General features: G+C 66.9%; 16 protein-coding genes. 10 read left to right on the plus strand and 6 right to left on the minus strand.

Going from position 1 to position 24,764, the window contains the following annotated elements:
* Positions 1-122: 122 nt before the first annotated feature.
* The 5 genes from aceE (at position 123) to QLQ85_RS17960 (ending at position 7,318) form a co-directional block, all read left to right on the plus strand.
* A complete protein-coding gene (gene aceE / locus QLQ85_RS17940; RefSeq protein ID WP_282740258.1) occupies positions 123-2,795 on the plus strand; it encodes a pyruvate dehydrogenase (acetyl-transferring), homodimeric type in 2,673 nt (890 codons plus the stop codon).
* Between the two features lie 61 nt (positions 2,796-2,856).
* Positions 2,857-4,833, plus strand: coding sequence for a pyruvate dehydrogenase complex dihydrolipoyllysine-residue acetyltransferase (gene aceF / locus QLQ85_RS17945; RefSeq protein WP_282740259.1), 1,977 nt, complete (start codon positions 2,857-2,859; stop codon positions 4,831-4,833).
* A 249-nt stretch (positions 4,834-5,082) separates the two neighbouring features.
* A complete protein-coding gene (gene adk / locus QLQ85_RS17950; RefSeq protein ID WP_282740260.1) occupies positions 5,083-5,739 on the plus strand; it encodes an adenylate kinase in 657 nt (218 codons plus the stop codon).
* A 107-nt stretch (positions 5,740-5,846) separates the two neighbouring features.
* Positions 5,847-6,551, plus strand: a complete 705-nt coding sequence (tsaB, locus tag QLQ85_RS17955) for a tRNA (adenosine(37)-N6)-threonylcarbamoyltransferase complex dimerization subunit type 1 TsaB (protein WP_282740261.1) — start codon at positions 5,847-5,849, stop codon at positions 6,549-6,551.
* Positions 6,548-7,318 carry a class I SAM-dependent methyltransferase gene (locus QLQ85_RS17960; RefSeq protein WP_282740262.1) on the plus strand — a complete coding sequence of 257 codons (771 nt, stop codon included), beginning with the start codon at positions 6,548-6,550 and terminating at the stop codon, positions 7,316-7,318. The genes tsaB and QLQ85_RS17960 overlap by 4 nt, the downstream gene beginning before the upstream one ends.
* 1 nt (position 7,319) lies before the next feature.
* Here the strand turns inward: QLQ85_RS17960 and plsB are convergent, their stop codons facing one another.
* Positions 7,320-9,776, minus strand: a complete 2,457-nt coding sequence (gene plsB / locus QLQ85_RS17965; RefSeq protein ID WP_282740263.1) for a glycerol-3-phosphate 1-O-acyltransferase PlsB — start codon at positions 9,774-9,776, stop codon at positions 7,320-7,322.
* 128 nt (positions 9,777-9,904) lie between these two features.
* On the opposite strand from plsB, the gene QLQ85_RS17970 reads away from it, so the two are divergent.
* The gene (locus QLQ85_RS17970; protein WP_282723019.1) at positions 9,905-11,026 is read left to right on the plus strand and encodes a phospholipase D-like domain-containing protein; all 1,122 of its coding nucleotides are present in this window, start codon (positions 9,905-9,907) and stop codon (positions 11,024-11,026) included.
* A 23-nt stretch (positions 11,027-11,049) separates the two neighbouring features.
* Here QLQ85_RS17970 and QLQ85_RS17975 read toward each other — a convergent pair whose 3' ends face one another.
* Entirely contained in the window at positions 11,050-11,697 is a 648-nt protein-coding gene (locus QLQ85_RS17975) for a YecA/YgfB family protein (RefSeq protein ID WP_282740264.1), read from the minus strand.
* Positions 11,698-11,770: 73 nt separating this feature from the next.
* On the opposite strand from QLQ85_RS17975, the gene QLQ85_RS17980 reads away from it, so the two are divergent.
* The 3 genes from QLQ85_RS17980 to QLQ85_RS17990 all read left to right on the plus strand — a co-directional run bounded on the left by QLQ85_RS17980 (position 11,771) and on the right by QLQ85_RS17990 (position 15,323).
* Positions 11,771-12,331: a SprT family zinc-dependent metalloprotease gene (locus QLQ85_RS17980; RefSeq protein WP_282740265.1), complete on the plus strand. Its 561-nt coding sequence runs from the start codon at positions 11,771-11,773 to the stop codon at positions 12,329-12,331.
* A gap of 154 nt (positions 12,332-12,485) precedes the next feature.
* Entirely contained in the window at positions 12,486-14,435 is a 1,950-nt protein-coding gene (gene acs / locus QLQ85_RS17985) for an acetate--CoA ligase (RefSeq protein WP_282740266.1), read from the plus strand.
* A gap of 225 nt (positions 14,436-14,660) precedes the next feature.
* A complete protein-coding gene (locus QLQ85_RS17990; RefSeq protein WP_102627400.1) occupies positions 14,661-15,323 on the plus strand; it encodes a LuxR C-terminal-related transcriptional regulator in 663 nt (220 codons plus the stop codon).
* A gap of 314 nt (positions 15,324-15,637) precedes the next feature.
* On the opposite strand, the gene QLQ85_RS17995 is transcribed toward QLQ85_RS17990, so the two are convergent.
* The 4 genes from QLQ85_RS17995 to QLQ85_RS18010 form a co-directional block, all read right to left on the minus strand.
* Positions 15,638-19,588: a hybrid sensor histidine kinase/response regulator gene (locus QLQ85_RS17995; RefSeq protein ID WP_282740267.1), complete on the minus strand. Its 3,951-nt coding sequence runs from the start codon at positions 19,586-19,588 to the stop codon at positions 15,638-15,640.
* Between the two features lie 143 nt (positions 19,589-19,731).
* Positions 19,732-20,247, minus strand: coding sequence for a hypothetical protein (locus QLQ85_RS18000; protein ID WP_282723014.1), 516 nt, complete (start codon positions 20,245-20,247; stop codon positions 19,732-19,734).
* Positions 20,248-20,344: 97 nt separating this feature from the next.
* Positions 20,345-22,141 carry a sodium:solute symporter family protein gene (locus QLQ85_RS18005; protein ID WP_282740268.1) on the minus strand — a complete coding sequence of 599 codons (1,797 nt, stop codon included), beginning with the start codon at positions 22,139-22,141 and terminating at the stop codon, positions 20,345-20,347.
* A 6-nt stretch (positions 22,142-22,147) separates the two neighbouring features.
* Positions 22,148-22,408: a DUF4212 domain-containing protein gene (locus QLQ85_RS18010; RefSeq protein ID WP_282723012.1), complete on the minus strand. Its 261-nt coding sequence runs from the start codon at positions 22,406-22,408 to the stop codon at positions 22,148-22,150.
* 523 nt (positions 22,409-22,931) lie between these two features.
* Here QLQ85_RS18010 and QLQ85_RS18015 point away from each other — a divergent pair.
* On the plus strand, positions 22,932-24,755 hold the full coding sequence (locus tag QLQ85_RS18015) for a DUF294 nucleotidyltransferase-like domain-containing protein (RefSeq protein WP_282740269.1): 1,824 nt from the start codon (positions 22,932-22,934) through the stop codon (positions 24,753-24,755).
* The last annotated feature ends 9 nt before the right edge of the window (positions 24,756-24,764 follow it).

Below are 24,764 nucleotides of genomic sequence, written 5' to 3' on the forward strand. Positions count from 1 at the left end.
GTCTTGTAAAACTACTACATCACCCGACATGCGGCGTGCACGGCATCTCCAAAAGAGATTGCACCCCTGCCCCAGCGTTGCGGGGCAACCGACACCCCCCATCGTCATTCGGAGAGACGTCTATGAGTCTGGAGACAAGAGAGGATCTCGATCCGATCGAGTCCGCGGAATGGTTGGATTCCCTGGAATCGGTGCTGGATCGCGAGGGCGAGGAACGTGCCCAGTACCTGCTGACCCGCCTGGCCGACCGCCTGCGCCGGGATGGCATGCAGGTGCCCTTCTCGGTGACCACCCCGCATCGCAACACCATTCCGGTGCATCGCGAGGCGCCGATGCCGGGCGATCTCTTCATGGAGCGGCGCATCCGCTCGCTGATCCGCTACAACGCCATCGCCCAGGTGATTCGCAACAACCGGGCCAACCCCGGTCTCGGTGGTCATATCGCCAGCTTCATGTCGGCGGCCACCCTCTACGACGTGGGCTTCAACCACTTCTTCCGGGCCCCGAACGGCGATTTCGAGGGTGACCTGGTCTATATCCAGGGCCATGTGGCGCCGGGCGTCTATGCCCGTGCCTACCTGGAAGGTCGCCTGACCGAGCAGCAGATGGACAAGTATCGCCAGGAAGTCGACGGCGATGGTCTCTCGTCCTATCCGCACCCCTGGCTGATGCCGGACTTCTGGCAGTTCCCCACCGTCTCCATGGGCCTCGGCCCCATCCAGGCGATCTACCAGGCCCACGTGATGAAGTACCTTGACTCCCGCGAGCTCAAGGACATGCAGGACCGCAAGATCTGGTGCTTCATGGGCGACGGCGAATGCGACGAGCCGGAATCCCTGGGCGCCATCTCGCTGGCCGGCCGCGAGAACCTCGACAACCTGATCTTCGTCATCAACTGCAACCTGCAGCGCCTCGACGGTCCGGTACGCGGCAACTCGCGCATCATGGACGAGCTCGAGGGCGTGTTCCGCGGTGCCGGCTGGAACGTGCTCAAGGTGGTCTGGGGCCGCCTGTGGGACCCGCTGTTCGAGAAGGACAAGAAGGGCATCCTGCAGAAGCGCATGGACGAGGCGGTCGACGGCGAATACCAGAACTACAAGGCCAACGGCGGCGCCTATACCCGGGAGCACTTCTTCGGCAAGTACCCGGAAACCGCCGAGCTGGTCAAGGACATGTCCGACGAGGACATCTGGAAGCTGAACCGCGGCGGACACGACCCGTTCAAGGTCTATGCGGCCTACCAGCAGGCGGTCAACACCAGCAACGGCAAGCCCACCGTGATCCTGGCGCACACCGTCAAGGGCTACGGCATGGGCGGCGGTGACGGTGAGGCGGCCAACGAGGCCCACCAGGTCAAGACCATGGAATACGAGGCGCTGCGCAAGTTCCGCGACCGCTTCGGCATTCCGCTGACCGACGAGCAGCTCAAGGAGGTGCCGTACTACAAGCCCGAGGACGACTCCCCGGAGCTCAAGTACATGCACCTGCAGCGCGAGCGCCTGGGCGGCTACCTGCCCCAGCGCCGCAGCGACTTCGAGGCGCTGCCGATCCCCGACCTCGACGACAAGATCTTCGCCTCCCAGACCGGCGGTTCCAAGGGGCGCGAGGTTTCCACCACCATGGCCTTCGTGCGTATCCTCAACGGCCTGGTCAAGGACAAGAAGATCGGCAAGCAGGTGGTGCCGATCATCCCCGACGAGGCCCGCACCTTCGGCATGGAGGGCATGTTCCGTCAGTTGGGGATCTACACCTCGGAAGGCCAGAAGTACGAGCCCGTCGACAAGGGCCAGATCATGTTCTACCGCGAGGACAAGCAGGGCCAGATCCTCGAGGAGGGCATCTCCGAGGCGGGTGCCATGTCGGCGTGGATCGCCGCGGCCACCTCCTACAGCAACAACAACCTGACGCTGTTGCCGTTCTACATCTACTACTCGATGTTCGGCTTCCAGCGTATCGGCGACCTGGCCTGGGCCGCCGGCGACCTGCAGGCGAGGGGCTTCCTGGTCGGCGGCACCGCCGGTCGCACCACCCTCAACGGCGAGGGCCTGCAGCACCAGGATGGCCACAGCCACATCCAGGCGTCGACCATCCCCAACTGCCGCAGCTACGACCCGACCTATGCCCACGAGGTCGCCGTGATCGTCCAGGACGGCCTGAAGCGCATGTTCGCCGACAAGGAGAACTGCTTCTACTACCTGGCGGTGATGAACGAGAACTACGAGCATCCCGTGCTCGAGACGGTGCCCGCCGAGGACATCATCAAGGGCATGTACCTGCTGCGCGAGACCCGGGGCGACAAGGGGCGCGTCCAGCTGATGGGCTCCGGCACCATCCTGCGCGAGGTCGAAGCGGCCGCCGAGTTGCTCGCCGCCGACTGGGGGGTTGGCGCCGACATCTGGAGCGTGACCAGCTTCAACGAGCTGCGTCGCGAGGCGCTGGGTCTGGAGCGTGAGGCGTTCCTGAATCCGGACGCCGAGCCGGCCAAGCCGCATGTCACCCGCTGCCTGGAGGGCCGCCAGGGGCCGGCCATCGCGTCCACCGACTACATGCGTCTGTTCGCCGACCAGGTTCGAGCCTGGGTGCCGACCGACTACCATGTACTGGGGACCGACGGTTACGGCCGCTCCGACACCCGCGAGAAGCTGCGTTACTTCTTCGAGGTCGATCGCTACTTCGTCACCGTGGCCGCGCTCAAGGCACTGGCCGACCGCGGTGAACTCGACCGCAAGGTGGTGGGCGAGGCGTTCACGAAGTACGGCATCGATCCCAACAAGCCCAATCCGCTGACCAGTTGATCAGGTGGCTGGCGGGCCCCCGGCCCGCCTGTTCCAGGCACGATTTGGAAGGAGCGCGACCTTGAGTAGCGAAATCATCAAAGTTCCCGACATCGGTGGCGATACCGATGTGGAAATCATCGAGATCGCGGTGTCGGAAGGCGACGTGATCGACGCCGAGGATACCCTGATCACCCTGGAGTCCGACAAGGCCTCCATGGATGTGCCGGCGCCGAAGGGTGGCAAGGTCATCAAGGTGTTGGTCAAGGAGGGCGATACCGTCTCCGAGGGCGACGACATCGTCGAGCTGGAGCCGGCGGGTGCCGATGGTGGTGCGGCCGAGGAGCCGGCGTCACCGGCCCCCGAGAAGGCGCCCGAACCCGCCGCGGAGAAGCCCCCGGCGAAGCCGGCGAGCGGTGGCGGCAAACGCACCGTGGAGATCAAGGTACCCGACCTGGGTGGTTCCTCCGACGTGGAGATCATCGAGGTGGCGGTGGCCGAGGGCGACGAGGTCGCCGAAGAGGACACCCTGATCACCCTGGAGTCCGACAAGGCCTCCATGGACGTGCCCAGCCCCCATGCCGGCAAGCTGGTCAGCCTGACCGTCAAGGAGGGCGATACGGTCTCCGAGGGCGATGTCATCGGTACCATGGAGGTCGCCGGAGAGGGCGGCGATGACGCCGAGGCGCCCGCCGAGCCGGCCCAGGCCGCCGAGCCCGAGGAAGCTCCGGCCGAGGAAGAGGAGGTCGCCGGCGGCGAGCCCGAGCGCAAGGAGATCCGCATACCGGACCTCTCCGGCTCCAGTGACGTGCCGGTGATCGAGATCGCCGCGACCGTGGGCGACGAGGTCGACGAGGAAGATCCGCTGATCACCCTGGAGTCCGACAAGGCCTCCATGGACGTGCCGAGCCCCTACAAGGGCAAGTTGGTCGAGCTGACCGTCAAGGAGGGCGACACCGTCTCCGAGGGCGACCTGATCGGCTATATCGAGGTGGCGGGCAGCAAGCCTGCGCCCAAGGCGGCTGCCAAGAAGACGGAGCAGAAGGCCGAGGCGCCGAAGGCCGACAAGCCGGCACCGACCCCGGCCGGCACGCCGAGCCCGGAAGCCCAGATGGCGGCCCACAAACCCCGCGACGGCAAGCTGGTCCATGCCGGCCCGGCGGTGCGCATGCTGGCCCGCGAGCTGGGTGTTGACCTGGGGCTGGTCAGGCCCAGCGGCCCGAAGGAGCGGGTGCTGAAGGAGGACGTCCACGCCTACGTCAAGCAGGTGATCGCCGGCAAGGCCCAGACGTCTGCCGCTGCCCCGGCGGCCGCCGGCGGTTCCGGCATCCCGCCGATCCCGGACCAGGACTTCAGCCAGTTCGGTGAGGTGGAAGAGAAGCCCATGGGCCGCCTGATGAAGATGGGCGCCACCAACCTGCATCGCAGCTGGGTCAACTTGCCCCACGTCACCCAGTTCGACGAGGCGGACATCACCGAGCTCGAGGCCTTCCGCAAGTCGATGAAGGCCGAGGCCGAGGCCCAGGGCGCCAAGCTCACGCCGCTGCCCTTCCTGATCAAGGCGTGCGCCTTCGCCCTGCGCCAGTACCCGCAGTTCAACGTCAGCCTGAAGAGCGATGGCGAGACGGTGGTGCACAAGAAGTACGTCCACATCGGCATTGCCGTGGACACCCCGGACGGCCTGATGGTGCCGGTGATCCGCGACGCCGACAGGAAGTCGCTGATCGAGCTGGCCAAGGAGTCCGTGGAACTGGCCAAGAAGGCCCAGTCGAAGAAGCTCAAGCGCGAGGAGATGACCGGCGGCTGCTTCACCATCTCCAGCCTGGGCTCCATCGGCGGCACCGCCTTCACCCCGATCGTCAACGCCCCGGAGGTCGCCATCCTCGGCATCTCCAAGGCGCAGATGAAGCCGGTGTGGGACGGCAAGGCCTTCGAGCCGCGGCTGATGATGCCGCTGTGCCTCTCCTACGACCACCGGGCGGTCAATGGCGCCGATGCGGCGCGCTTCACCGCCCTGCTCGGTCAGCTACTGACCGATATCCGCCGCCTGCTGCTGTAATTCCCGGGCGGTGGATCGACGACGGCGCCATGAGGCGCCGTCGTTGTTTGTAGCGCCGAACGGGCACGATGACGCAGGGAAGACCAAAGTGTTATTCGGCTGACAGTGGATTGATCTGCAACCGGTTTTCGCTTCTTTTTCTACAACATTCGGGTCGCGTCGCTTGTCTACGGACGATGCCACGGTTATCGTTCCTTCCCATCCATTTTTTCGCTTGTGACGACCACTTACCTACCGAGGTACAAGAACATGCGTTTGATCCTGTTGGGCGCCCCGGGTGCCGGAAAGGGCACCCAGGCCCAGTTCATCTGCGAGCGGTTCAAGATTCCGCAGATCTCCACCGGCGACATGCTGCGTGCCGCGGTCAAGGAAGGCAGTGAGCTGGGGCTCAAGGTCAAGGAGATCATGACCAGTGGTGGCCTGGTGTCCGACGACATCATCATCGCCCTGGTCAAGGAGCGCATCGCCCAGCCGGACTGCGAGAACGGCTTCCTGTTCGACGGTTTCCCGCGCACCATCCCCCAGGCCGACGCCATGAAGGACGCGGGCGTCAAGCTCGACCATGTGCTGGAGATCGCCGTCGAGGACGAGGAGATCGTCAAGCGCCTGGCCGGTCGTCGCGTGCACCCGGGCTCCGGCCGCGTCTACCACGTCGAGTACAATCCGCCCAAGGAGCCCGGCAAGGACGACGTCACCGGCGAGCCGCTGATCCAGCGCGACGACGATCGCGAGTCCACCGTGCGCAACCGCCTGGCGGTCTACCACGAGCAGACCGCACCGCTGGTGGACTACTACCAGGCCTGGGCGGAGCAGGACCCGGAGGCCGCCCCGGCCTACCACCGCGTCGAGGGCGTCGGCAGCGTCGACGCCATCACCAGTCAGGTGCTCGAGGCCCTGGAGGGCTGATACCTTTCACGCCCTGTCACGCTCGATGGCCCGCTTAAGCGGGCCATCGTCGTTTCTGGCCAGGCCACGTATAATGGCTGCCCATTTCGCTGTGATGGCCGAGCCCCATGTCGATCCTGCTGGCCCTGGATGCCTCCTCGAGCGCCTGTTCCGTCGCCCTGCTGCGCCGTCGCGAGGGGGCCGATGACGAACTCCTCTCCCGCTTCGAACTGGCCCCCCGGGAGCACACCCGGCGGTTGCTGCCCCTGGTCGACGAGGTGCTCGCCGAGGCCGGCCTCGCGCCGTCGGCGCTGGATGCCGTGGCCTACGGCCATGGCCCCGGCTCCTTCACCGGGCTGCGTATCGCCGCCGGTGCCGCCCAGGGGCTGGCCTATGGCCTCGATCGCCCGTTGATCGGCGTCTCGACGCTCGCCGCCCTGGCCCTGGGTGGCCATCGTCGCCACCACTTCCGCTACCTGGTCACCGCCCTGGACGCCCGCATGGGGGAGATCTACGTGGCCGCCTGGCAGTGCCGAGACGGTGTCCCCGAGCCGCTCGCCGAGGAGGCGGTGATGCCGCCGGCGCGGCTGCGCCTGCCGGCGGGCCACGCGGATCACGATTGGGTGGGGGTCGGGTCCGGCTGGGGGCTGTGGGACGCCATGCCCGCCGAGGTACAGGCCGGTATCGGTCAGCACCTGCCCGACGTGGAGGCCGACGCCGCCGACATGGTGCTGCTGGCGGCGCGGGCCTTCGAGGACGGCGAGGCCCGCCCGCCTCACGAGGTCCAGCCGGTCTATCTGCGTGACCAAGTGGCCTGGAAGAAGGCGCGATGAACGAGCGTCCGCCCCTGGTGGTGGGCGGCGCGGGCCTGGCGGAACTGGCGGCCCGGCTCGGGCTGCCCCTGGGCGAGGCGGGGGAGGCCGAATTGTCCCTGGAGATTCGCGACGGACGCCTGGTCTTGGCCGGCGATCCCCGGCGCTACGGCAACCCGCTGGCGGTGGACTTCGTCGCCGGCCGGGCGGCCCATCGGCGTCGCTTCGGCGGCGGACGTGGCCAGCTGATCGCGCGAGCCTGCGGCCTGGGCAAGGGCGTGACGCCGTCGGTGGTGGATGCCACCGCGGGACTGGGGCGGGACGCCTTCGTGCTGGCGAGCCTCGGGGCCGAGGTGCTGCTGGTGGAGCGGGTGGCGGCGATCTTCGCCCTGCTCGAGGATGGCGTGGCCCGCGCCCTGGCGGACCCCGAGACCGCCGAGGTCGCCGCCCGCATGCAACTGGCCCGCGGCGACGCCACGCGGGAGCTCGATGCCCTGGTGGCGACCAGTGGCGTGGCCCCCCAGGTGGTCCACCTCGATCCGATGTTTCCCCACCGCGACAAGTCGTCCCTGGTCAAGAAGGAGATGCGGCTCTTCAGGGTGCTGGCCGGCGACGACAGCGACGCCCCACGGCTGCTGGAGGCGGCGCTGGACGTGGCCACGCACCGGGTGGTGGTCAAGCGACCGCGCAAGGCGCCGCCCATCGCGGGGCCCGCTCCCCGGCACGTCATCGAGGGCAAGACCAGTCGCTACGATCTCTATGTCCATCGGGCCTTGACCGCCGCCTGAGTCACTCGCTGGGGCGGCGGGTGATCAGCTGCAGCCGGTGGCGCAGCGCCGGGTCGAACAGCTCGCGCGAGCGCTGGGCGGCCCGTCGCAGCCGCTCGTCGAACATCAGCCGCTCCCCCTCGCGCCACAGCCAGCCCTCTCGCTCCAGGCTCTCCACCAGGCTGGCGAACAGCCGGGTATCGAAGAACTCCGGGGCATCGAGTCCCGAGAGCAGGGCCAGCCGCTCGGCCAGCTGACGGCTGCGCTCGGCCAGCGCCTCGGCGACCAGCTCGCCCGGGCCGGCGTCGAGCAGTACCGCCAGCAGCAGGTAGCCGCGTTCCAGCGAGGGCTGCATCAGCTGGCCGAGCAGACGCAGCCGTTCGCCGGCCTCGAGGGGTTCCTCGGGGCAATGCCACCCCTCCTCGGTGCGTTCCAGCAGTCCCTGGTCGACCAGCAGGTCGAGCATCTCGGTCACTCCTTCACGCAGCGAGGCCGGTGGCTCGACGACCAGCTCCCGGGCCAGTATCGGCCAGCAGGGGGCGAGCAGTGCCTCCAGGGCTTCCAGGCGGTGGGTCGGCCGGTGGCGAAAGGCGAAGGCGACGAGCCCGGCCAGGGCGAAGAGGTGCATCACATTGTTGCGATACCAGGCCAGCAGGCCGGCCTGGCCGGCATCGGCGAGCAGGAGGTCGCCCTGGGGATGGGGGCGCCGTTCGACCATGCCGAGGGCCACCACCTGGTCGATCCAGTCGCTGGGAGTGCCCGCCGGGAGGCTGGCATGGACGCCGCCGGGACGGCGCCGCTGCAGGTCGGCGAGCAGGGCGAGCTGGCGCTCGAGCAGGCTGACCTCGATGGCATGGTGGGGGGTGGCCAGCAGCACCAGGGCCACCAGGTTGACCGGGTTGAGGGCCGCGGCGGCGTTGATGCGCCGACACAGCTCCTCGCCGAGCCGGGGTATCAGCGGCGTGAGCCAGGCGGGGCGCTCCTCGCCCAGGGCCTGACGCCAGTCGCCGACTTCCCGGTCCAGATAGGCGGCCAGGGTGAGGGGCTCGCCGACGTTCACCGTCACCCGGCCGAAGGGCTGGCGCAGCTGGCCGAGCACGCGTAGCAGCGCCAGCGGGCTCTCCTTGCGCTTCTTGCCGCCGCGCAGCTCGCGCTGGTAACTGGCATTCTCGATGATCCGCTCGTAGCCGATATAGACCGGCACGAAGGCGAGCCGCTGCTGGCCGCTGCCGGCGGCGCTGCGCAGATAGGAGCGCAGGGTCATGGCCAGCATGCCGGGGCGGGCGGCGAGCATGCGCCCGCTGCGCGAGCGCCCGCCCTCGATGAAGTATTCCAGCGGGTGGCCGCGGGAGAGCAGCCGGTGCAGGTATTCGTTGAACACCGCCGCATAGAGTCGGTTGTCGCGGAAGCTGCGGCGCAGGAAGAAGGCGCCGCCACGGCGCAGCAGCGGGCCGATCAGCGGCATGTCGAGGTTGCGGCCGGCGGCGATGTGCGGTGGCATCAGGCCATCCCGGTAGAGCACGTAGGAGAGCAGCAGGTAGTCGATATGGCTGCGGTGGCAGGGTACGTAGACCAGGGTATGGTCGCCGGCCAGCGCCTTGACCCGTTCCAGGCCGTGGACGTCCACGCCGGCGTAGAGCCGGTTCCAGAGCCGCTTGAGCAGGCCGTCCATGAAGCGCAGTACCGGGTAGGCCATGTTCGAGGCGATCTCGCGCCCGTAGCGCCGGGCACGCTGCTGCAGGCGGGCGGGCGAGCGGTGCTCGCTCGCGGCCTGCTCGGCGATCACCTGGCACACTTCGGGGCTGCGCGACACGCCTTCGATCAGGATACGACGGTGGGAGAGATCCGGCCCCAGTACCCGGGTACGCAGGCGGCGGAAGTGCACGCGCAGCAGCCTGGCCGTCTTGCGGTTGGCGAGGGTCGCACCGCGCGCGTCGAGCAGGTCGCCGAGCTTGAGCGGGGCGCCGAAGTGCAGCTCCACGTTCTTGCCGTTGACCAGCACCGAGAGCGCCCGGCGCAGGCGGCCGGTGAACTGCCAGCTGTCGGCGGCCAGCATCTTCCAGAAACCGAACCGTTTGCCCGGGGCCCGGCCCCAGAAGATGCTGACCGGTACCAGTTGCACTTCGTGCTCGGGGTGCTCGCGACGCTGCTCGAGCAACCCCAGGAAGGGGGCCTCGAGCCGTGAGGTGCGTCGCCACAGGCGCCGGCCGGGAGAGGGCAGGGCGAGGCAGGCCGGCAGGGTGATCTCGCCCACGTGGCGCCGGCCGGCGGCCGAGGGCAGGCCGTGGGCGCGACAGAGCGACTCGAGCAGCAGGGCATCCGAGAGGGCCGGATGGGGCAGGACATAGAGCACCGGCAGCGTCGGGTCCAGGTCGAGCTCATCGGTGGCGGGCTCGATCAGGCGCAGCTCCACCCAACCGGCGATCAGCCGTCGCAGCGGCGCGCGCAAGGGGGACAACAGCGTGCGTATGAAGGCCATCCGATTGCCTTGGCTGATGAGACGAGGTGGCCAGTATAGCCATCACGGACCGGTCGGTCAGGGCTGCGGCTTTTCCTGGTCCGGCAAACGTGCGTCAATGCGGTGGAGAATCGCACAGGGACGCGGCCATGCACGGCATGTGGAGAGACGGCAATCACTTCCAGCTGCTGCCGGAATCGGCGCACTTCCTGCCGGCCATGTTCGAGGCGGTTCAGGGGGCGCGCGAGTCGATACTGATCGAGCTCTACCTGATGGAATCCGGCCGCCTGGCCTCGGCCTTGGTCGATGCCCTGCTCAAGGCCACCGAGCGCGGCGTGACGGTGATGCTGATGCTCGACGGCTACGGCGCCATGGGGCTCTCCGGTGACGACCGGGCGCGCCTCGAGGCGGGCGGGGTGGCGCTGCGCTTCTTCAACCCCCTGGGCTTCCATTCGCTGACCCGCAACCTGACCCGCGACCACCGCAAGCTGCTGGTGGTGGACGGTCGGGTAGCCTATACCGGCGGCTTCGGTGCGGTCGACGAGTTCCTCGACGCCTGGTACGAGGTGGCGGTGCGCATCGAGGGGCCGGTGGTGGCCGACTGGGTACGGTTGTTCTGCCGTCTGTGGGATTCGCCGCTGACCCGGGGCAGCGGCCAGCCTGATCTGGTGCACAACCTGCGCCTGGACGTGTCGCCCCACGAGGACTACCGGGGCATGCGCGGGCGGGTGGTCTGGGGCCAGGGCTATCGCTACCAGGCGATCCGCCATTCGCTGCAACGCCAGGTGTCGTCGGCACGGCGGCGCATATGGATCTGCACGCCCTATTTCGTGCCCACCTTCAGCCTGCGCCTGCGGCTGGCGCGGGCGGCCCGCCGCGGGGTCGACGTGCGCCTGTTGTTGCCCGGCGAGCTGCACGACCATCCCGGCATCCGCTACGCCGGCCAGCGCTTCTACGGTCGCCTGCTCAAGGCCGGGGTGCGCATCTACGAGTTCCAGCCCACCTTCATCCACGCCAAGTTCTCGCTCGCCGATCACTGGGCGAGCATCGGCTCGTGCAATTTCGATCACTGGAGCCTGCACTGGAACCTGGAGGCCAACCAGGAGGTGGATGACCGCCGCTTCGCCGAGGAAGTGGCCGAACTGTTCGAGCGCAACTTCGCCACCAGCCGCGAGATCCGCCGGGAGGAGTGGTCCCGGCGCCCCCGCTGGCAGCGCCTCAAGGAGTGGCTGTTCGGCAGCCTGGACGGGCTGCTGACGCGACTGAGGTAGCCCGGCTTCGCCGGGCCAGCAGCTTACCGCTTGCGTTTGCCGCCGCGACCGACGGGCTTCTTCTTGCGCGGGGTAGGCTTGGGGGTTTCCGGCGGCACGCGGTAGTGCAGATAGAGATCCAGCACCAGCTCCGGCAACTGGGCGACCAGGGCCTCGAGCCGCGCGGTGTCGGCGGTGAACTCGGCCATGTCCGGCTCCTCGTCGAACAGACCCGACAGTGCCATGAAGGGCAGCAGCAGGGTGGCGGCAGTCTCCTCGTCCTCCTCGAACCAGGCCGCCTCGTCGAGGAAGACCCCTTCCATGAAGCCGGCACACCAGTCGCCGATCGGCGTCTCCTCGGGTGCCAGGCCGTCGAGAACGAGCTCGAAGGGCAGTTCCGGCAGCAGGCCCTGCTCCAGGGCGGCAATGGCGTTGCGCCTGAGCGCTTCCAGCAGTCCGAGGATGGTCTCGCGCTCGGCGTCGTCGGCGAAGGCCGGCTCGCCGTGGAAGAGCTCGGCGACCCAACTGGCGGGGGGCACGTCGCTGGGCGCCACGGCCAGTGCCACCAGGAAGCCGTGGGCACCGATCAGGTCCAGGGCCTCGGCGTCGACGCGTTCCGAATCGAGGAAGTCGTCGAGCAGGTCGAGGTCGTCGTCATCGAGCAGCGGCTGAGGCTGGGGAGTATCGGACATCGGGCATCTCGCTGTGTGGCAGGGGTGTCGCGTGGCTTGCCGCCCCGTGGCTGGCGCGTCATTCTAGCATCCCATGAAGACCCCCGTGCTGCCCCATCCCGACCCCGACCGGCTGGCCGCCCTCGACGACGAGGCGCTGCTGGCCGCCCTGCACCAACGGGTCGAGGCCGCCTGGCGGCTGTGCCGTGAGGTGCACCCCGGGCTGCCGCGCCCCCGGGTATGGTGCGACCTGCGCGGCAAATCCGCCGGCCAGGCCCATTTCGGCCGCGGCGGGCTGCGTTTCAACCCGGTGCTGCTGGCCGAGAACCGCGAGGCCTTCCTGGTCGAGGTGGTGCCCCACGAGATGGCCCACTGGCTGGTGCAGCACCTCGACGATGGTCACCTGGCCCGGCCCCATGGCCGCGAGTGGCAGACGGTGATGCGTCGGCTGTTCGGCCTCGAGCCCCGCACCACCCACCGCTTCGACACCCACCGGGCGAGTCCCGCACCGCATCGCTACCGCTGCGCTTGTCGCGAGCATGGCTTCACCGCCCGCCGCCACGCCCTGGCCCGCCGGGGGCATCGCTACCGCTGCCGTCACTGTGCTCAGACCTTGGTCTATCACGGCCTCGCCATGCCCGAAAATGGTTCGTAAGTCGTTGTGCTAAAAAGGAAAAATGTTGCTACCAATGTCTAAAGGGAAGGCCGTGGCCAGCGGTATATGCTGGTGTCACCTTTCAGGTGCCGGCTCGCCCGACGATGCGGCCGGCGACGTTAACCAGGGTGCATCTCCCGGAAGAGGCAATTCCATGACCGAACAGCAGAAAGTCCATCCGGTACGCGACGACTTCGCCGCCAATGCCCATGCCGACAAGGCCAAGTACCAGGCCATGTATCAGCAGTCGCTGGATGATCCGGAAGGGTTCTGGGCCGAGCAGGCGAAGCGTCTCGACTGGATCAAGGCGCCGACGAAGATCAAGCATACGAGCTTCGATTCGCACAACGTGGACATTCGCTGGTTCGAGGACGGCACCCTCAACGCTAGTGCCAACTGTCTCGACCGCCACCTGGCGACCCGCGGCGACCAGACCGCCATCATCTGGGAAGGCGACGACCCCGCCGATTCCCGGCACGTCACCTACCGCGAGCTCTACGAGCACACCTGTCAGCTGGCCAATGGCCTCAAGGAGCTGGGTGTCAGCAAGGGCGACGTGGTGACCCTCTATATGCCGATGATCCCCGAGGCGGCCGTGGCCATGCTGGCCTGCGCGCGCATCGGCGCCGTCCACTCGGTGGTGTTCGGCGGCTTCTCGCCGGATGCCCTGGCCCAACGTGTCGTCGGCGCCGATTCCAGGCTGGTGATCACCGCCGACGAGTCGGTGCGTGGCGGCAAGCAGGTGCCGCTGAAGGATAACGTCGATGCGGCCCTGACCCGCCCGGGCACCGAGGTCTGCGAGAAGGTGCTGGTGGTCAAGCGCACCGGTGGCGAGATCGACTGGCAGGACGGCCGCGACGTCTGGTATCAGGATCTGGTCGATCGCCAGCCCACCGACTGCCCGGCCGAGGAGATGAACGCCGAGGATCCGCTGTTCATCCTCTACACCTCCGGCTCCACCGGCGCGCCCAAGGGGCTCAAGCATACCACCGGGGGGTACCTCACCTACGCCAGCCTGACCCACCAGTACGTCTTCGACTATCAGGATGGCGAGGTCTACTGGTGCACCGCCGACGTGGGCTGGGTCACCGGCCACAGCTACATCGTCTACGGGCCCTTGGCGAACGGTGCCATCACCCTGATGTTCGAGGGGGTGCCGAGCTATCCGACCCATGGCCGCATGGGCGAGATCGTCGACAAGCACAGGGTCAATACCCTCTACACCGCGCCGACCGCCATCCGCGCGCTGATGGCCCATGGCGATGATGTCATGGCCTCGAGCCGGCGCGACAGCCTGCGCCTGCTCGGCTCGGTGGGCGAGCCGATCAATCCCGAGGCCTGGGAGTGGTTCTACCGGGTGATCGGCAACTCGCAGTGCCCGATCGTCGATACCTGGTGGCAGACCGAGACCGGCGGCATCATGATCTCGCCGTTGCCGGGCGCCATGGACCTCAAGCCGGGCTCGGCGACCCTACCGTTCTTCGGCGTGGTGCCGGCGCTGGTCGACAGCGAGGGTAACGAGCTGAAGGGAGCCACCGAGGGCAACCTGGTGATCCTGGACTCCTGGCCCGGCCAGGCGCGCTCGATCTGGGGCGACCACGAGCGCTTCGTCCAGACCTACTTCTCCACCTACCAGGGCATGTACTTCACCGGCGACGGCTGCCGTCGCGACGAGGACGGCTACTACTGGATCACCGGCCGCGTCGACGACGTGCTCAACGTCTCCGGCCACCGCATGGGCACCGCCGAGATCGAGTCCTCGCTGGTCGCGCACGATGCCGTGGCCGAGGCCGCGGTGGTCGGCTTCCCCCACGATATCAAGGGCCAGGGCATCTACATCTACGTCACCCTGACCGATGGCGTGGAGCCCTCCGACGCGCTCAAGAAGGAGCTGACCCAGTGGGTACGCAAGGACATCGGGCCGATTGCCTCGCCGGACGTCATCCAGTGGGCCCCGAGCCTGCCCAAGACCCGTTCGGGCAAGATCATGCGCCGTATCCTGCGCAAGATCGCCGCCAACGAGTGCGATGGCCTGGGTGACACCAGCACCCTGGCCGACCCGTCGGTGGTCGACGAGCTGATCGAGCACCGCGTCAATCGCTGACGGCAGGGACCGTCGACAGGGGCGCCCCTCGCCCATCGGCGCCCCGCCTGCCCCTTTTCTGCCGGCCCCCGTGGTCGGCTTTTTCGTGTTCGTTGACGCCGTTTGTCGACAACCCTCGTCGAGCGCTTGGGAAAGCCTTCCCGCATGGGGTAACATGCCGTCATCGATAGAAGAGCCCAGTATGGCGGCCGTCGGCCCGCTGCTCGAGGAACCGGAGGAGAATCCATGGCCTTTGCCCAGAAATTCATCGTCGCCGATGACCATCCGCTGTTCCGTGCGGCCCTGACCCAGGCACTGCGGCAGCTGGCGCCCCAGGCCGAGATCGTCGAGTCGGACACCATGGAGGCCACCACCGAGGTGGTGACCCGTCATCCGGATGCCGACCTGATCCTGCTCGACCTGCATATGCCGGGGGCGCATGGGTTTTCTGGTCTCATTCAGTTGCGCGGCCAGACCCCGGACATCCCGGTGGCGGTGGTCTCCGGCAGCGACGAGCCCCATGTGGTGCGCCGTGCCATCGACTACGGCGCCTCGGGGTTCATTCCCAAGTCGTCGTCGCTTGCGCTGATCGCCGAAGCGGTGGGTGAGATCCTCGACGGCGAGGTGTGGTTGCCGGCGGAGCTCGCCGCGGCCATGGGTGAGTCCGACGAGGAGGAGACCCGCTTCGCCGAGGCGATCGCCTCGCTGACCCCGCAGCAGTTCCGGGTGCTCAACATGCTCACCGAGGGCCTGCTCAACAAGCAGATCGCCTATGAGCTCAACGTCTCCGAGGCGACCATCAAGGCTCATGTCACCGCCATCCTGCGCAAGCTCGGGGTGCACTCCCGCACCCAGGCAGTGATCGCCGCCCAGAAGCTCGAGGTCGAGCCGCCCAAGGTCGAGTCCTGAGCCGCACTTCGGGCAGCCTGTAGGAGCCCAGCTCTGCTGGGCGAATGGAGGCCGAAGGCCTCCTGATGGTGGCAGCCCACGGTTAGACCATAATGCCTGGCCTCTTGTCGGGGAGTCCGAAATCGCGGCTTCCCCGGCGACAGGCCTTCGCGGGGGCGCTGTGAACCCCTCCCTGGGCGCTACATTCTTCATCCATGAAGAATGACCCCCGCTCCGGCCTGTCCCCGGCGCCGCTTGCGTCGGCCGTCGCCCGCTACCATTTGGCTCCCAGCTCCCAGCTCCCAGCTCCCAGCTCCCAGCTCGCGCGCAGCGCGCTACCCCTCCTGCCTCGCCGCCCGGCTCGCCTGCAGGGTGCGGGTGAGCAGGGCGCGCAGGGCCGCGGGGCGCACCGGCTTGAGCAGCAGCTGGTAGCCGCTGCGCTTGATCTCCTCGGCCACCTCCTCGGTGCGGTCGGCGGTGATCACGATGCCCGGTATCGCACCCTCCAGCCGCTCGCCCAGGGCCTCCAGGGCCATCAGGCCGGTGACCTCGTTGTCCAGGTGGTAGTCGGCGAGAATGGCATCCGGGTCGCCGTCGAGATGGCGCAGCACCGACTTGGCGCCACCGATGGTGGTGGCGGTGAACACCTCGCAGCCCCACCCCGAGAGCATCGCCTTCATGCCCTCGAGGATCAGCGACTCGTTGTCGATGCACAACACCCGGGTACCGGCGAGCTTGTTGCCGGCGCGCCTGGGGGTGGCCTCCTCGGCCTGCTCGGCCTCGCTGCGCGCCGCCACCACCGGCACGCTGACCGAGAACATGGTGCCGGCACCTTCCCGTGAGCGCACCCTGATGGGGTGGTCGAGTACCCGGCTCATGCGGTCGGCGATGGAGAGGCCCAGGCCGAGGCCCTTCTCGCTCTCCTTGTGTCGCGAGGCCTGGTCGAGGCGGCGGAACTCCTGGAAGATCTCGGCCTGCTTGGATTCGGGGATCCCCGGGCCCGAGTCCCACACCTCGATGGCGAGGCGGTCGGCGTGGCGGCGACACCCCAGCAGCACGCGCCCCTCCTGGGTATAGCGGATGGCGTTCGAGAGGAAGTTCTGCACGATGCGGCGCAGCATCTGGGGGTCGCTGTCGACCCAGGCGCGGGTCGGTACCACCACCAGGTCGAGGCCACGCTCCTCGGCCATCACCTCGAACTCGGCGCGCAGCGGGCGGAAGACATCGGCCAGGGCGAAGTGGTTGCGCCGCGGCGTCAGGGCCCCGGCGTCGAGCTTGGAGATGTCGAGCAGGGTGCCGAGCAACTCCTCGGCGGCCTGCAGCGAGTTGTCGATATGGCCGATGGTGCGCCGCATGTCCACCGCATCCATCTCCTGGGAAAGCGCCGAGGTGAACAGCCGCGCGGCGTTGAGCGGCTGCAGCAGGTCGTGGCTGGCAGCGGCCAGGAAGCGGGTCTTGGAGGCGTTGGCATCTTCGGCAAGCTGCTTGGCCTGGCGCAGGGCCAGCTCCGCCTCGGCGCGCACCCGGTTCTCCTGGCGCAGGGCGGCGTTGGCCTCGGAGAGCGCCTGGGTCCGCTCGCGGACCCGCTCCTCCAGGGTCTCGTTGGTCTCCTTGAGGGCGATCTCCGCGAGGCGCCGCTCGGTGATGTCCTGGTAGAGCGAGAAGAAGCCGAGGATCGCGCCGCTGTCGCCGAAGTGCGGCGTGTAGGTGACCAGCATGTGGCGGGTTCCCTCGGGCAGGGCCAGCGAGACCTCGAAACTGACCCGCTCGCCGGCCAGGGCGCGTTCGATCCAGGGGGCCCGATCGCGGGCCATCTCCGGGGAGATCACCTGCTCGATGTGCTTGCCGATCACCGCATTGCGGTCGATGCCGAAGGCCTGCTCGTAGGCGCGGTTGGTGAAGAGATAGCGGCACTCCTTGTCGAAGTAGGCGATCAGCGCCGGCACGTTGTCGGTGTAGATGCGGATGTTGTTCTCCGAGCGGATCAGCGCCTCCTCGATGCGCTTCTGCTGGGTGATGTCCTGGTAGGTATAGACGAAGCCGCCACCGGGCATGGGGTTACCCTGGACCTCGAGCACGCTGCCGTCCTGGCGATAGCGCACGTAGCGATGGGGCTGGCCCTCGCGGATGTTGTCGAGCAACAGCTGCACGTGCTCCTCCGGGTCGCCGGGGCCGTACTCGCCGTTGTGGGCGTTGTAGCGAAAGATACGGTCGATGGGGGCGCCGACCCGGATCAGGTGGTCGGGGAAGCGGAACAGCTCCAGGTAACGCTGGTTCCACACCACCAGCCGCAGGTTCTGGTCGACCACGCTGATGCCCTGATTGATGTTCTCGATGGTGGCCTGCAGCAGGGCGCGGTTGAACTCCAGTACCTGGGAGGCCTCGTCGACGATGGAGATCACGTCCGAGATGCCGATGCCGCGGCCCTGCAGCGCCGAGTTGACCACGATGCGCGCCGAGGAGGCACCGAGCACCGAGGCCAGGAAGCGCTCGGTGAACTGGATCACGTCGATGGAGGCGCGGGTGCTGTCGTCCAGCGTCTTGCCGGTGCGCCGGGCGTAGTCGTCGAAGGCACGGCTCACCTGGCCGGCCCCGAGAAAGCGCTCGCACAGCACCTTGAGGTCGCCGACGGTGGTGGCGCCGGTCCAGGGGCGATTCACCGAGGTCTGGCGGGTCTCGACGCTGTCGACGAACAGCGAGGCCTGGATGCGCTCGACTACCCGCTGGGGCGTCATCTGCGAGACGAAGATGTAGCAGAACAGGTTGATGCCGAGCGAGAGCATGACGCCGTGGGTGAAGCTGTCGCCGACGTTGAGGCCGAACAGCGAGGTGGGCGTGAGCCAGGCGATGCCGAGCGGTCCGCCGGCGAGCCAGTGCGCCGGCAGCACGCCGGCGGAGATCATCGCCGGCATCAGCAGGCTGTAGGCCCAGATGGCGAAGCCGACGTTCATGCCGACGATCACCCCGAGGCGGTTGCCGCGCTTCCAGTAGAGCCCGCCGATCAGCGCCGGGGCGAACTGGGCGGCAGCCGCGAACGAGAGCATGCCGATGGAGGCGAGCGAGGTGAATTCGCCGATCAACTGGTAGAAGCCGTAGGCCATGGCCAGGATCGCGGCGATGGTGATGCGCCGCGCGCGCAGCACCAGGCGGCCGTAGTCGCGTGCCTTGGTGTCGAACCAGCGCAGACGGAACAGCGCCGGGATCACGATCTCGTTGGAGATCATGATCGACACCGCCACGGCGGCGACGATCACCATGCCGGTGGCCGCCGAGAAGCCGCCGATGAAGGTGAGCAGGGTCAGCCACTCGTTGTTGGCGGCCATGGGCAGCGCCAGTACATAGGTATCCGGCTCGATGCCGCTGTCGGCGAACATCGTCAGGCCGGCGGCGGCCAGCGGCAACACGAAGAAGGCGAAGGCCACCAGGTAGAGCGGGAAGAGCCAGCGCGCCTTGGTGGCATCGTCGCGGTGGGTATTCTCCACCACCGCCACGTGGAACTGGCGGGGCAGGCAGAGGATGGCCAGCATGGCGAGCAGGGTCTGGGCCCAGAAGCTCTGGCCGAAGTCCTGCTGGGCGAGCTGACGCTGCAGCTCGAGTTGGGTCTCGGCCCGTCCCAGCAGGTCGCCGAGGCCATCGAACATGCCCCAGGTGACGTAGGCCCCGAGCACCAGGAAGGCGATCAGCTTGACCAGCGACTCGAAGGCCACGGCGTGGATCAGCCCCTCGTGGTGCTCGGTGGCATCGGTGTGGCGAGTGCCGAAGAGGATGGCGAAGGCCGCCATCACCAGCGCTACGTAGAAGGCGGTGTCACCGAACAGCGGGGTGCGGGTGATGTCGGCGGCATCGGTGAGCACGGCGAAGGAGGTGGATACCGCCTTCAACTGCAGGGCGATGTAGGGCAGGGTGCCGATCAGCGCCACCAGGCTGGCGAAGGCCGCCAGGGATTGGGTCTTGCCGTAGCGCGAGGCGATGAAGTCGGCGATCGAGGTGACGTTCTGGTGCTTGGCGACGCGGATCATCTTGGCCAGCACCGGCCAGAACAGCAGGAACGTCAGGATCGGCCCGACGTAGATGCTGGCGAAGGACCAGCCGGCGGTGGCCGCCTGGCCGACGGCGCCGTAGAAGGTCCAGGAGGTGCAGTAGATGGCCAGCGCCAGGCTGTAGACTACCGGGCGGCGCCGGCTGGCGCCGTGCTCGCGGGCATGCCGATCGCCCCGCCAGGCGATGGCGAACAGCACGGCGATATAGAGCAACGAAACGGCGATCAGCAGCCAGCCAGCGAACATGCGCACTCTCCCCTCTCTGTGCGCCCATTCTAGGGCAATGCCGCCCGGGAGGGCAGCCGGGAGCTGCTGGAGCCCCAAGCCGCATGGCTAGCGGTGGCTAAGCGTAGTCTCCGCTCGGCAGCCGAAACGGTGAGGGGCCGGCATCAGGCGTCGGCGCATACCGCCTGGAACAGCGGGGCGTCGGCGTCGACGCTGCTCAGTTCGGCGAAGCGTGGCCGGCGCTCCTCACCGACCAGGGGCAGTTGGGACCGGGTGGTGCAGTTCATCAGCCAGGCCTGGTGTGTCACCTGGTCCACGTACTGTCTCTCGAAGCGATAGAGGATGAATTCGACCAGTCGGTGGTCTTCCACCTGCCTCGGCACCAGGTTGTCCCGGTCCACGACACTGAACGCCGTGGTCATGGGGAAGGCGTAGGTCCAGGGCCGCCAGAAGGCCCCGCCCTTCTCGATGGAGACGACCCGGGCCGACTCGGGCAGCTGGCCCTGTTTCTGGCTGAACCAGGAGTACTCGTAGTGGATCTGGTACCCCAGCATGCCGAGGCCGGCACAGACGGGAATGATCCAGCGCGGCAGTCGCTTGCCGCTGATGAAGCGTAATATCAGGCCGATCCCCGCAGCGCCCAAACCAGCAAAGATCGCGCCAATCAAATGCCATAACATAAATCGACCTTCCTCAAAGAAATCGGGCTTCCCCATGGAAGCCCGATCCGGTTTGGTTCCATGACGCAGGCTCGCTGCGTCAGGAACCCATTATGGCTTAGTGGTCAATCGCAGCGCCAGCGCCTTTCGGGAAGCGAACGCTCTCGACCAGGTCCTGGATCTCCTGCGGAGGTTCTTCGGTCGCACTGGAGACGGCGAAGGCCACGGCGAAGTTGATCATCGCGCCGATCGCACCGAAGGAGAGCGGCGAGATGCCGAGGATCCAGTTGTCCGGCGTGTTCGGCAGCATGTTGGTGTCGGGAATGAACAACCAGCCAAGGTAGGTGAAGATATACAGCAGGGTGGCGATCAGGCCGGCCAGCATGCCGGCAACCGCGCCCTTGTTGTTCACCCGCTTGGAGAAGATACCCATCATCAGGGCCGGGAACAGCGAGGCACCCGCGATACCGAAGGCCAGGGCCACCGTCTGGGCCGCGAAGCCGGGCGGGTTCAGGCCCAGGTAGGTGGCCAGCAGGATGGCCCCGCCCATGGAGATGCGGGCCGCCAGCATCTCGCCCTTCTCGGTGATGTTGGGGTTGATGGTGGTCTTGATCAGGTCATGGCTGATGGCCGAGGAGATCGCCAGCAACAGCCCCGCAGCGGTGGAGAGTGCCGCGGCGATGCCCCCGGCGGCGATCAGGCCGATGACCCATCCGGGCAGGTTGGCGATTTCCGGATTGGCCAATACCAGGATGTCGTTGTTGACGGTCAGTTCGTTGCCTTCCCAGCCACGCTCTGCGGCGGTTGGCGCGAAGGCCTCGTTGCCGTCGTTGTAGAGCTGGATGCGGCCGTCGTCGTTGAGGTCGTCGAAGGTGATCAGCCCGGTCTCTTCCCAGGTCCGCACCCACTCGGGCCGCTCCGCGTAGAGCAGGGCGTCGCCCATCGCCTCCTCGTAGTTCTCCACCTGGCCACTCGCCTCCGGATAGACGGTGGTCAGCAGGTTCAGGCGTGCCATGGAGGCCACCGCCGGCGCGGTCAGGTAGAGCAGGGCGATGAACACCAGGGCCCAGCCGGCGGACCAGCGCGCATCGGCCACCCGGGGCACGGTGAAGAAGCGGATGATCACGTGGGGCAGGCCCGCGGTACCCACCATCAGCGACAGGGTGAACAGCACCATGTTGAGCTTGTTGTCCACGTCGGCGGCGTAGTCCCGGAAGCCCAGTTCGACCAGCACTTCACTGAGCTTGGCCAGCAGCGGCATGCCGGATTCGTTGTGCACGCTGAACATGCCGAACATGGGGATGGGGTTGCCGGTCAGCTGCAGGGCGATGAAGACGGCGGGGATGGTGTAGGCGATGATCAGCACCACGTACTGGGCCACCTGGGTGTAGGTGATGCCCTTCATGCCACCGAATACCGCGTAGAGGAAGACGATGAAGGCGGCGATCCAGATGCCCCAGGTGTTGCTGACTTCCAGGAAGCGGGAGAAGGCCACGCCGGCGCCGGTCATCTGGCCGATGACGTAGGTGACGGAGGCCACCACCAGGCAGACCACGGCCACCAGGCGGGCGGTATTGCTGTAGAAGCGGTCACCGATGAAGTCGGGCACGGTGAACTTGCCGAACTTGCGCAGGTAGGGTGCCAGCAGCATCGCCAGGATGACGTAGCCGCCCGTCCAACCCATGAGGAAGGAGGAGTTGGCGTAACCACCCGAGGCGAGCAGGCCCGCCATGGAGATGAAGGAGGCCGCGGACATCCAGTCAGCGGCGGTCGCCATGCCGTTGGTGATCGGGTGCACGCCGCCACCGGCGACGTAGAAGTCCTTGGTCGAACCGGCACGGGCCCAGACCGCGATACCGATATAGAGGGCGAAGGAGGCGCCCACGAACAGCAGGTTGATGGCAAACTGACTCATGCTGGCTTACTCCCCGAGGCCAAACTGTTTATCCAGCCGGTTCATTCTCCAGGCATAGAAGAAAATGAGGCCGATGAAGGTCAGGATGGATCCCTGCTGGGCGAACCAGAACCCCAGGTCCGTACCACCGATGGGGATGCCCGACAACAGGGGGCGCAGCAGGATCGCGAAGCCGTAGGACACCAGCGCCCAGACAATCAGGCAACCGGTAATCAGGCGGACATTCGCCTTCCAGTAAGTCGCGGCATTGGATTTCTCATCTGCCATGGTGTTGCTCTCCACTTGTTATTGGGGGGTGAGAAGTTGCACCGATCGATCCCAAGACCCATCAGGTCAATCGCACGTATACAACGACTATCCATCGGAAGGTTGTCCCGTGCGAGGACGTTGCCTGCCTGTGGACGGCAAGGATTGTCGACGTGCGATTACCCTGCATGACTCATGGTTGATACTGGGCAATGAGTGGGAAAAATAAATCCCAGACTTTGGTATCATGAAAAAATACCGATGGAAGGGTGTCGTTTTTTTTAATTATAAAACAAGTAGTTACGTTGTAATCGCTCTGTTGTTTTCGAATCCCGCAAGGCGAGCATAGGACGATGGTCTAGCCGGTCATGCATGGGACGATAGTCTAATCATGTGTCCGTTATGACGTTGGTCTAAGTCGGTAAGGATAGGACGATTGTCTAGGTTCTTTCTTGAATCGCCACTTTGCTATCTTGAAGCCACCGTGGCTGTCATGTGCTTATGAACCTGCGGGGTGAGACAGCCGCCTAACGAGGACAGCCCCATGGTCGATGTCGATCTCTCTCAACCGCCATTCACCTTTCTGGATGATGAAGGACGCGAGCGCGTTCGCAGTGGCGTCGACCTGGCCTACTTCGACCGTGACGAGATCATTCTCGAAACCGGTCAGCCCGGAGAGTTCGTCTTCATCATCCACAAGGGCGAGGTCGCGGAACTGGACACGACCCTCCCCAGCGCGCGTGAGCGCATCGGCCACTACACCCAAGGCGACCTGTTCGGCGCCATCAGCATCCTCAACGGCAAGAGCCGCTATCGCTTCCGTGCCGAGCAGGAGAGCCTCTGTTACCTGCTGCCGAAGGCGCTGTTCCTGCAACTGTGCGACGACTACCCGCCGTTCGCCGAGTTCTTTCGCCAGACCCTGGCCCACAAGGCTCGCCTGTTGACCGAGCAGCGCGCCGAGGGCGGCGTGACCATGGCCGGCTTCATGCTGGCCAGGGTCAGCGAGTGCATGCGCGAGCCGCTCTGCGTGGGGCCGGCCTCGACCATCGCCGAGGCGGTGGCCACCCTGCATGACAGTCACGCCGACAGCCTGCTGGTCAACGGCGACCAGGGGGCGGGCATGGTCACCAAGACCGATCTGCTCAACGCCCTGGTGCTGGAAGGTCGCGCGCAGGACAGTCCGGTGCAGGCGGTCGCCCACTTCGAGCTGGTGACGGTGACCCCTGACCAGTACCTGTTCGAGGTGCTGGTGGTGATGACCCGCCACCAGGTCGAGCGGGTGGTCGTCATGGAGCAGGACGTGCCCTGCGGCGTGGTGGAGCTGACCGACGTGCTCAGCTACTTCTCCAGCCGCAGCTATGTCGTCAGCCTGCAGGTGGAACAGGCGGACAGCCTCGAGGCGTTGGCCGCGGCCAGCCGGCGCACCCCGGAGCTGGTGAGGGCGCTGATGGCCCAGGGGGTCAAGCTGCGCTTCGCCATGGGCCTGCTGGCGGCCCTGAACGGTCGCATCATGAACAAGGCCTGGGGCTTTTTGATCGACGAGCCCCATCGCCGCGACAGCTGCCTGATGGTGATGGGCAGCGAGGGGCGCGGGGAGCAGATTCTCAAGACCGACCAGGACAATGGCCTGATCCTGGCCGATGACCTCGATTGGCCCGACTGCGCCGAGCAGATGCAGCGGTTCACCGAGACCCTGATCGAGCTCGGCTATCCGCCCTGCCCGGGCAATATCATGGTCTCCAACCCGGAGTGGGTCGGCAGCGTGACCCAGTGGCGCGGCCGCATCGCCCGTTGGGCGACCAGTCGTGATGGCGACAGCCTGATGAAGCTCGCCATCATGCTCGACTCCCACGCGGTGGCGGGCAATCCGGTGTTGCTCGAACAGGTCCGCGAGGAGTTGTTCGAACGCTGCTCCCGGGACGAGATCCTGCTCTCCTACTTTGCCCGCCCGGCGTTGCGTTTCTCCACCCCGCTGACCCTGTTCGGCTCGTTGAAGAAGCCCCAGCACGGCATCGACATCAAGAAGGGCGGCATCTTTCCCATCGTCCACGGGGTGCGCGCCATGGCGCTGGAACGAGGCATCCACGTCACCTCGACCCTGGAGCGCCTGGAGGCGCTGGCCGAGGACGGCCGCCTGGAGGCTCGCTTCGCCGAGGACCTGGGCGAGGCGCTGTCGCTGTTCACCCAGTTGCGCCTCGAGCAGCAACTGGCACGCCTGGGCGGTGAGGGCGACAAGGGCAAGAAGCCCGACCGGGTGGTGGTCCAGGAGCTCTCGTCGCTGGAGCGCGACCTGCTTCGCGAGGCGCTGCATATCGTCAAGGATTTCAAGCAGCGTCTGTCGCACCGCTTTCACCTGGAATATTCGTGATACGGGGCG

This window comes from Halomonas kalidii, assembly GCF_030010475.1.
Classification (GTDB): Bacteria; Pseudomonadota; Gammaproteobacteria; order Pseudomonadales; family Halomonadaceae; genus Halomonas; species Halomonas heilongjiangensis.

Excerpts from the sequence above, each read along its gene's own strand:
- aceE (WP_282740258.1), top strand. The coding sequence starts at position 123 with ATGAGTCTGGAGACAAGAGAGGATCTCGATCCGATCGAGTCCGCGGAA.
- adk (WP_282740260.1), top strand. The coding sequence starts at position 5,083 with ATGCGTTTGATCCTGTTGGGCGCCCCGGGTGCCGGAAAGGGCACCCAG.
- tsaB (WP_282740261.1), top strand. The coding sequence starts at position 5,847 with ATGTCGATCCTGCTGGCCCTGGATGCCTCCTCGAGCGCCTGTTCCGTC.
- QLQ85_RS17960 (WP_282740262.1), top strand. The coding sequence starts at position 6,548 with ATGAACGAGCGTCCGCCCCTGGTGGTGGGCGGCGCGGGCCTGGCGGAA.
- plsB (WP_282740263.1), bottom strand. The coding sequence starts at position 9,776 with ATGGCCTTCATACGCACGCTGTTGTCCCCCTTGCGCGCGCCGCTGCGA.
- QLQ85_RS17970 (WP_282723019.1), top strand. The coding sequence starts at position 9,905 with ATGCACGGCATGTGGAGAGACGGCAATCACTTCCAGCTGCTGCCGGAA.
- QLQ85_RS17975 (WP_282740264.1), bottom strand. The coding sequence starts at position 11,697 with ATGTCCGATACTCCCCAGCCTCAGCCGCTGCTCGATGACGACGACCTC.
- QLQ85_RS17980 (WP_282740265.1), top strand. The coding sequence starts at position 11,771 with ATGAAGACCCCCGTGCTGCCCCATCCCGACCCCGACCGGCTGGCCGCC.
- acs (WP_282740266.1), top strand. The coding sequence starts at position 12,486 with ATGACCGAACAGCAGAAAGTCCATCCGGTACGCGACGACTTCGCCGCC.
- QLQ85_RS17990 (WP_102627400.1), top strand. The coding sequence starts at position 14,661 with ATGGCCTTTGCCCAGAAATTCATCGTCGCCGATGACCATCCGCTGTTC.
- QLQ85_RS17995 (WP_282740267.1), bottom strand. The coding sequence starts at position 19,588 with ATGTTCGCTGGCTGGCTGCTGATCGCCGTTTCGTTGCTCTATATCGCC.
- QLQ85_RS18000 (WP_282723014.1), bottom strand. The coding sequence starts at position 20,247 with ATGTTATGGCATTTGATTGGCGCGATCTTTGCTGGTTTGGGCGCTGCG.
- QLQ85_RS18005 (WP_282740268.1), bottom strand. The coding sequence starts at position 22,141 with ATGAGTCAGTTTGCCATCAACCTGCTGTTCGTGGGCGCCTCCTTCGCC.
- QLQ85_RS18010 (WP_282723012.1), bottom strand. The coding sequence starts at position 22,408 with ATGGCAGATGAGAAATCCAATGCCGCGACTTACTGGAAGGCGAATGTC.
- QLQ85_RS18015 (WP_282740269.1), top strand. The coding sequence starts at position 22,932 with ATGGTCGATGTCGATCTCTCTCAACCGCCATTCACCTTTCTGGATGAT.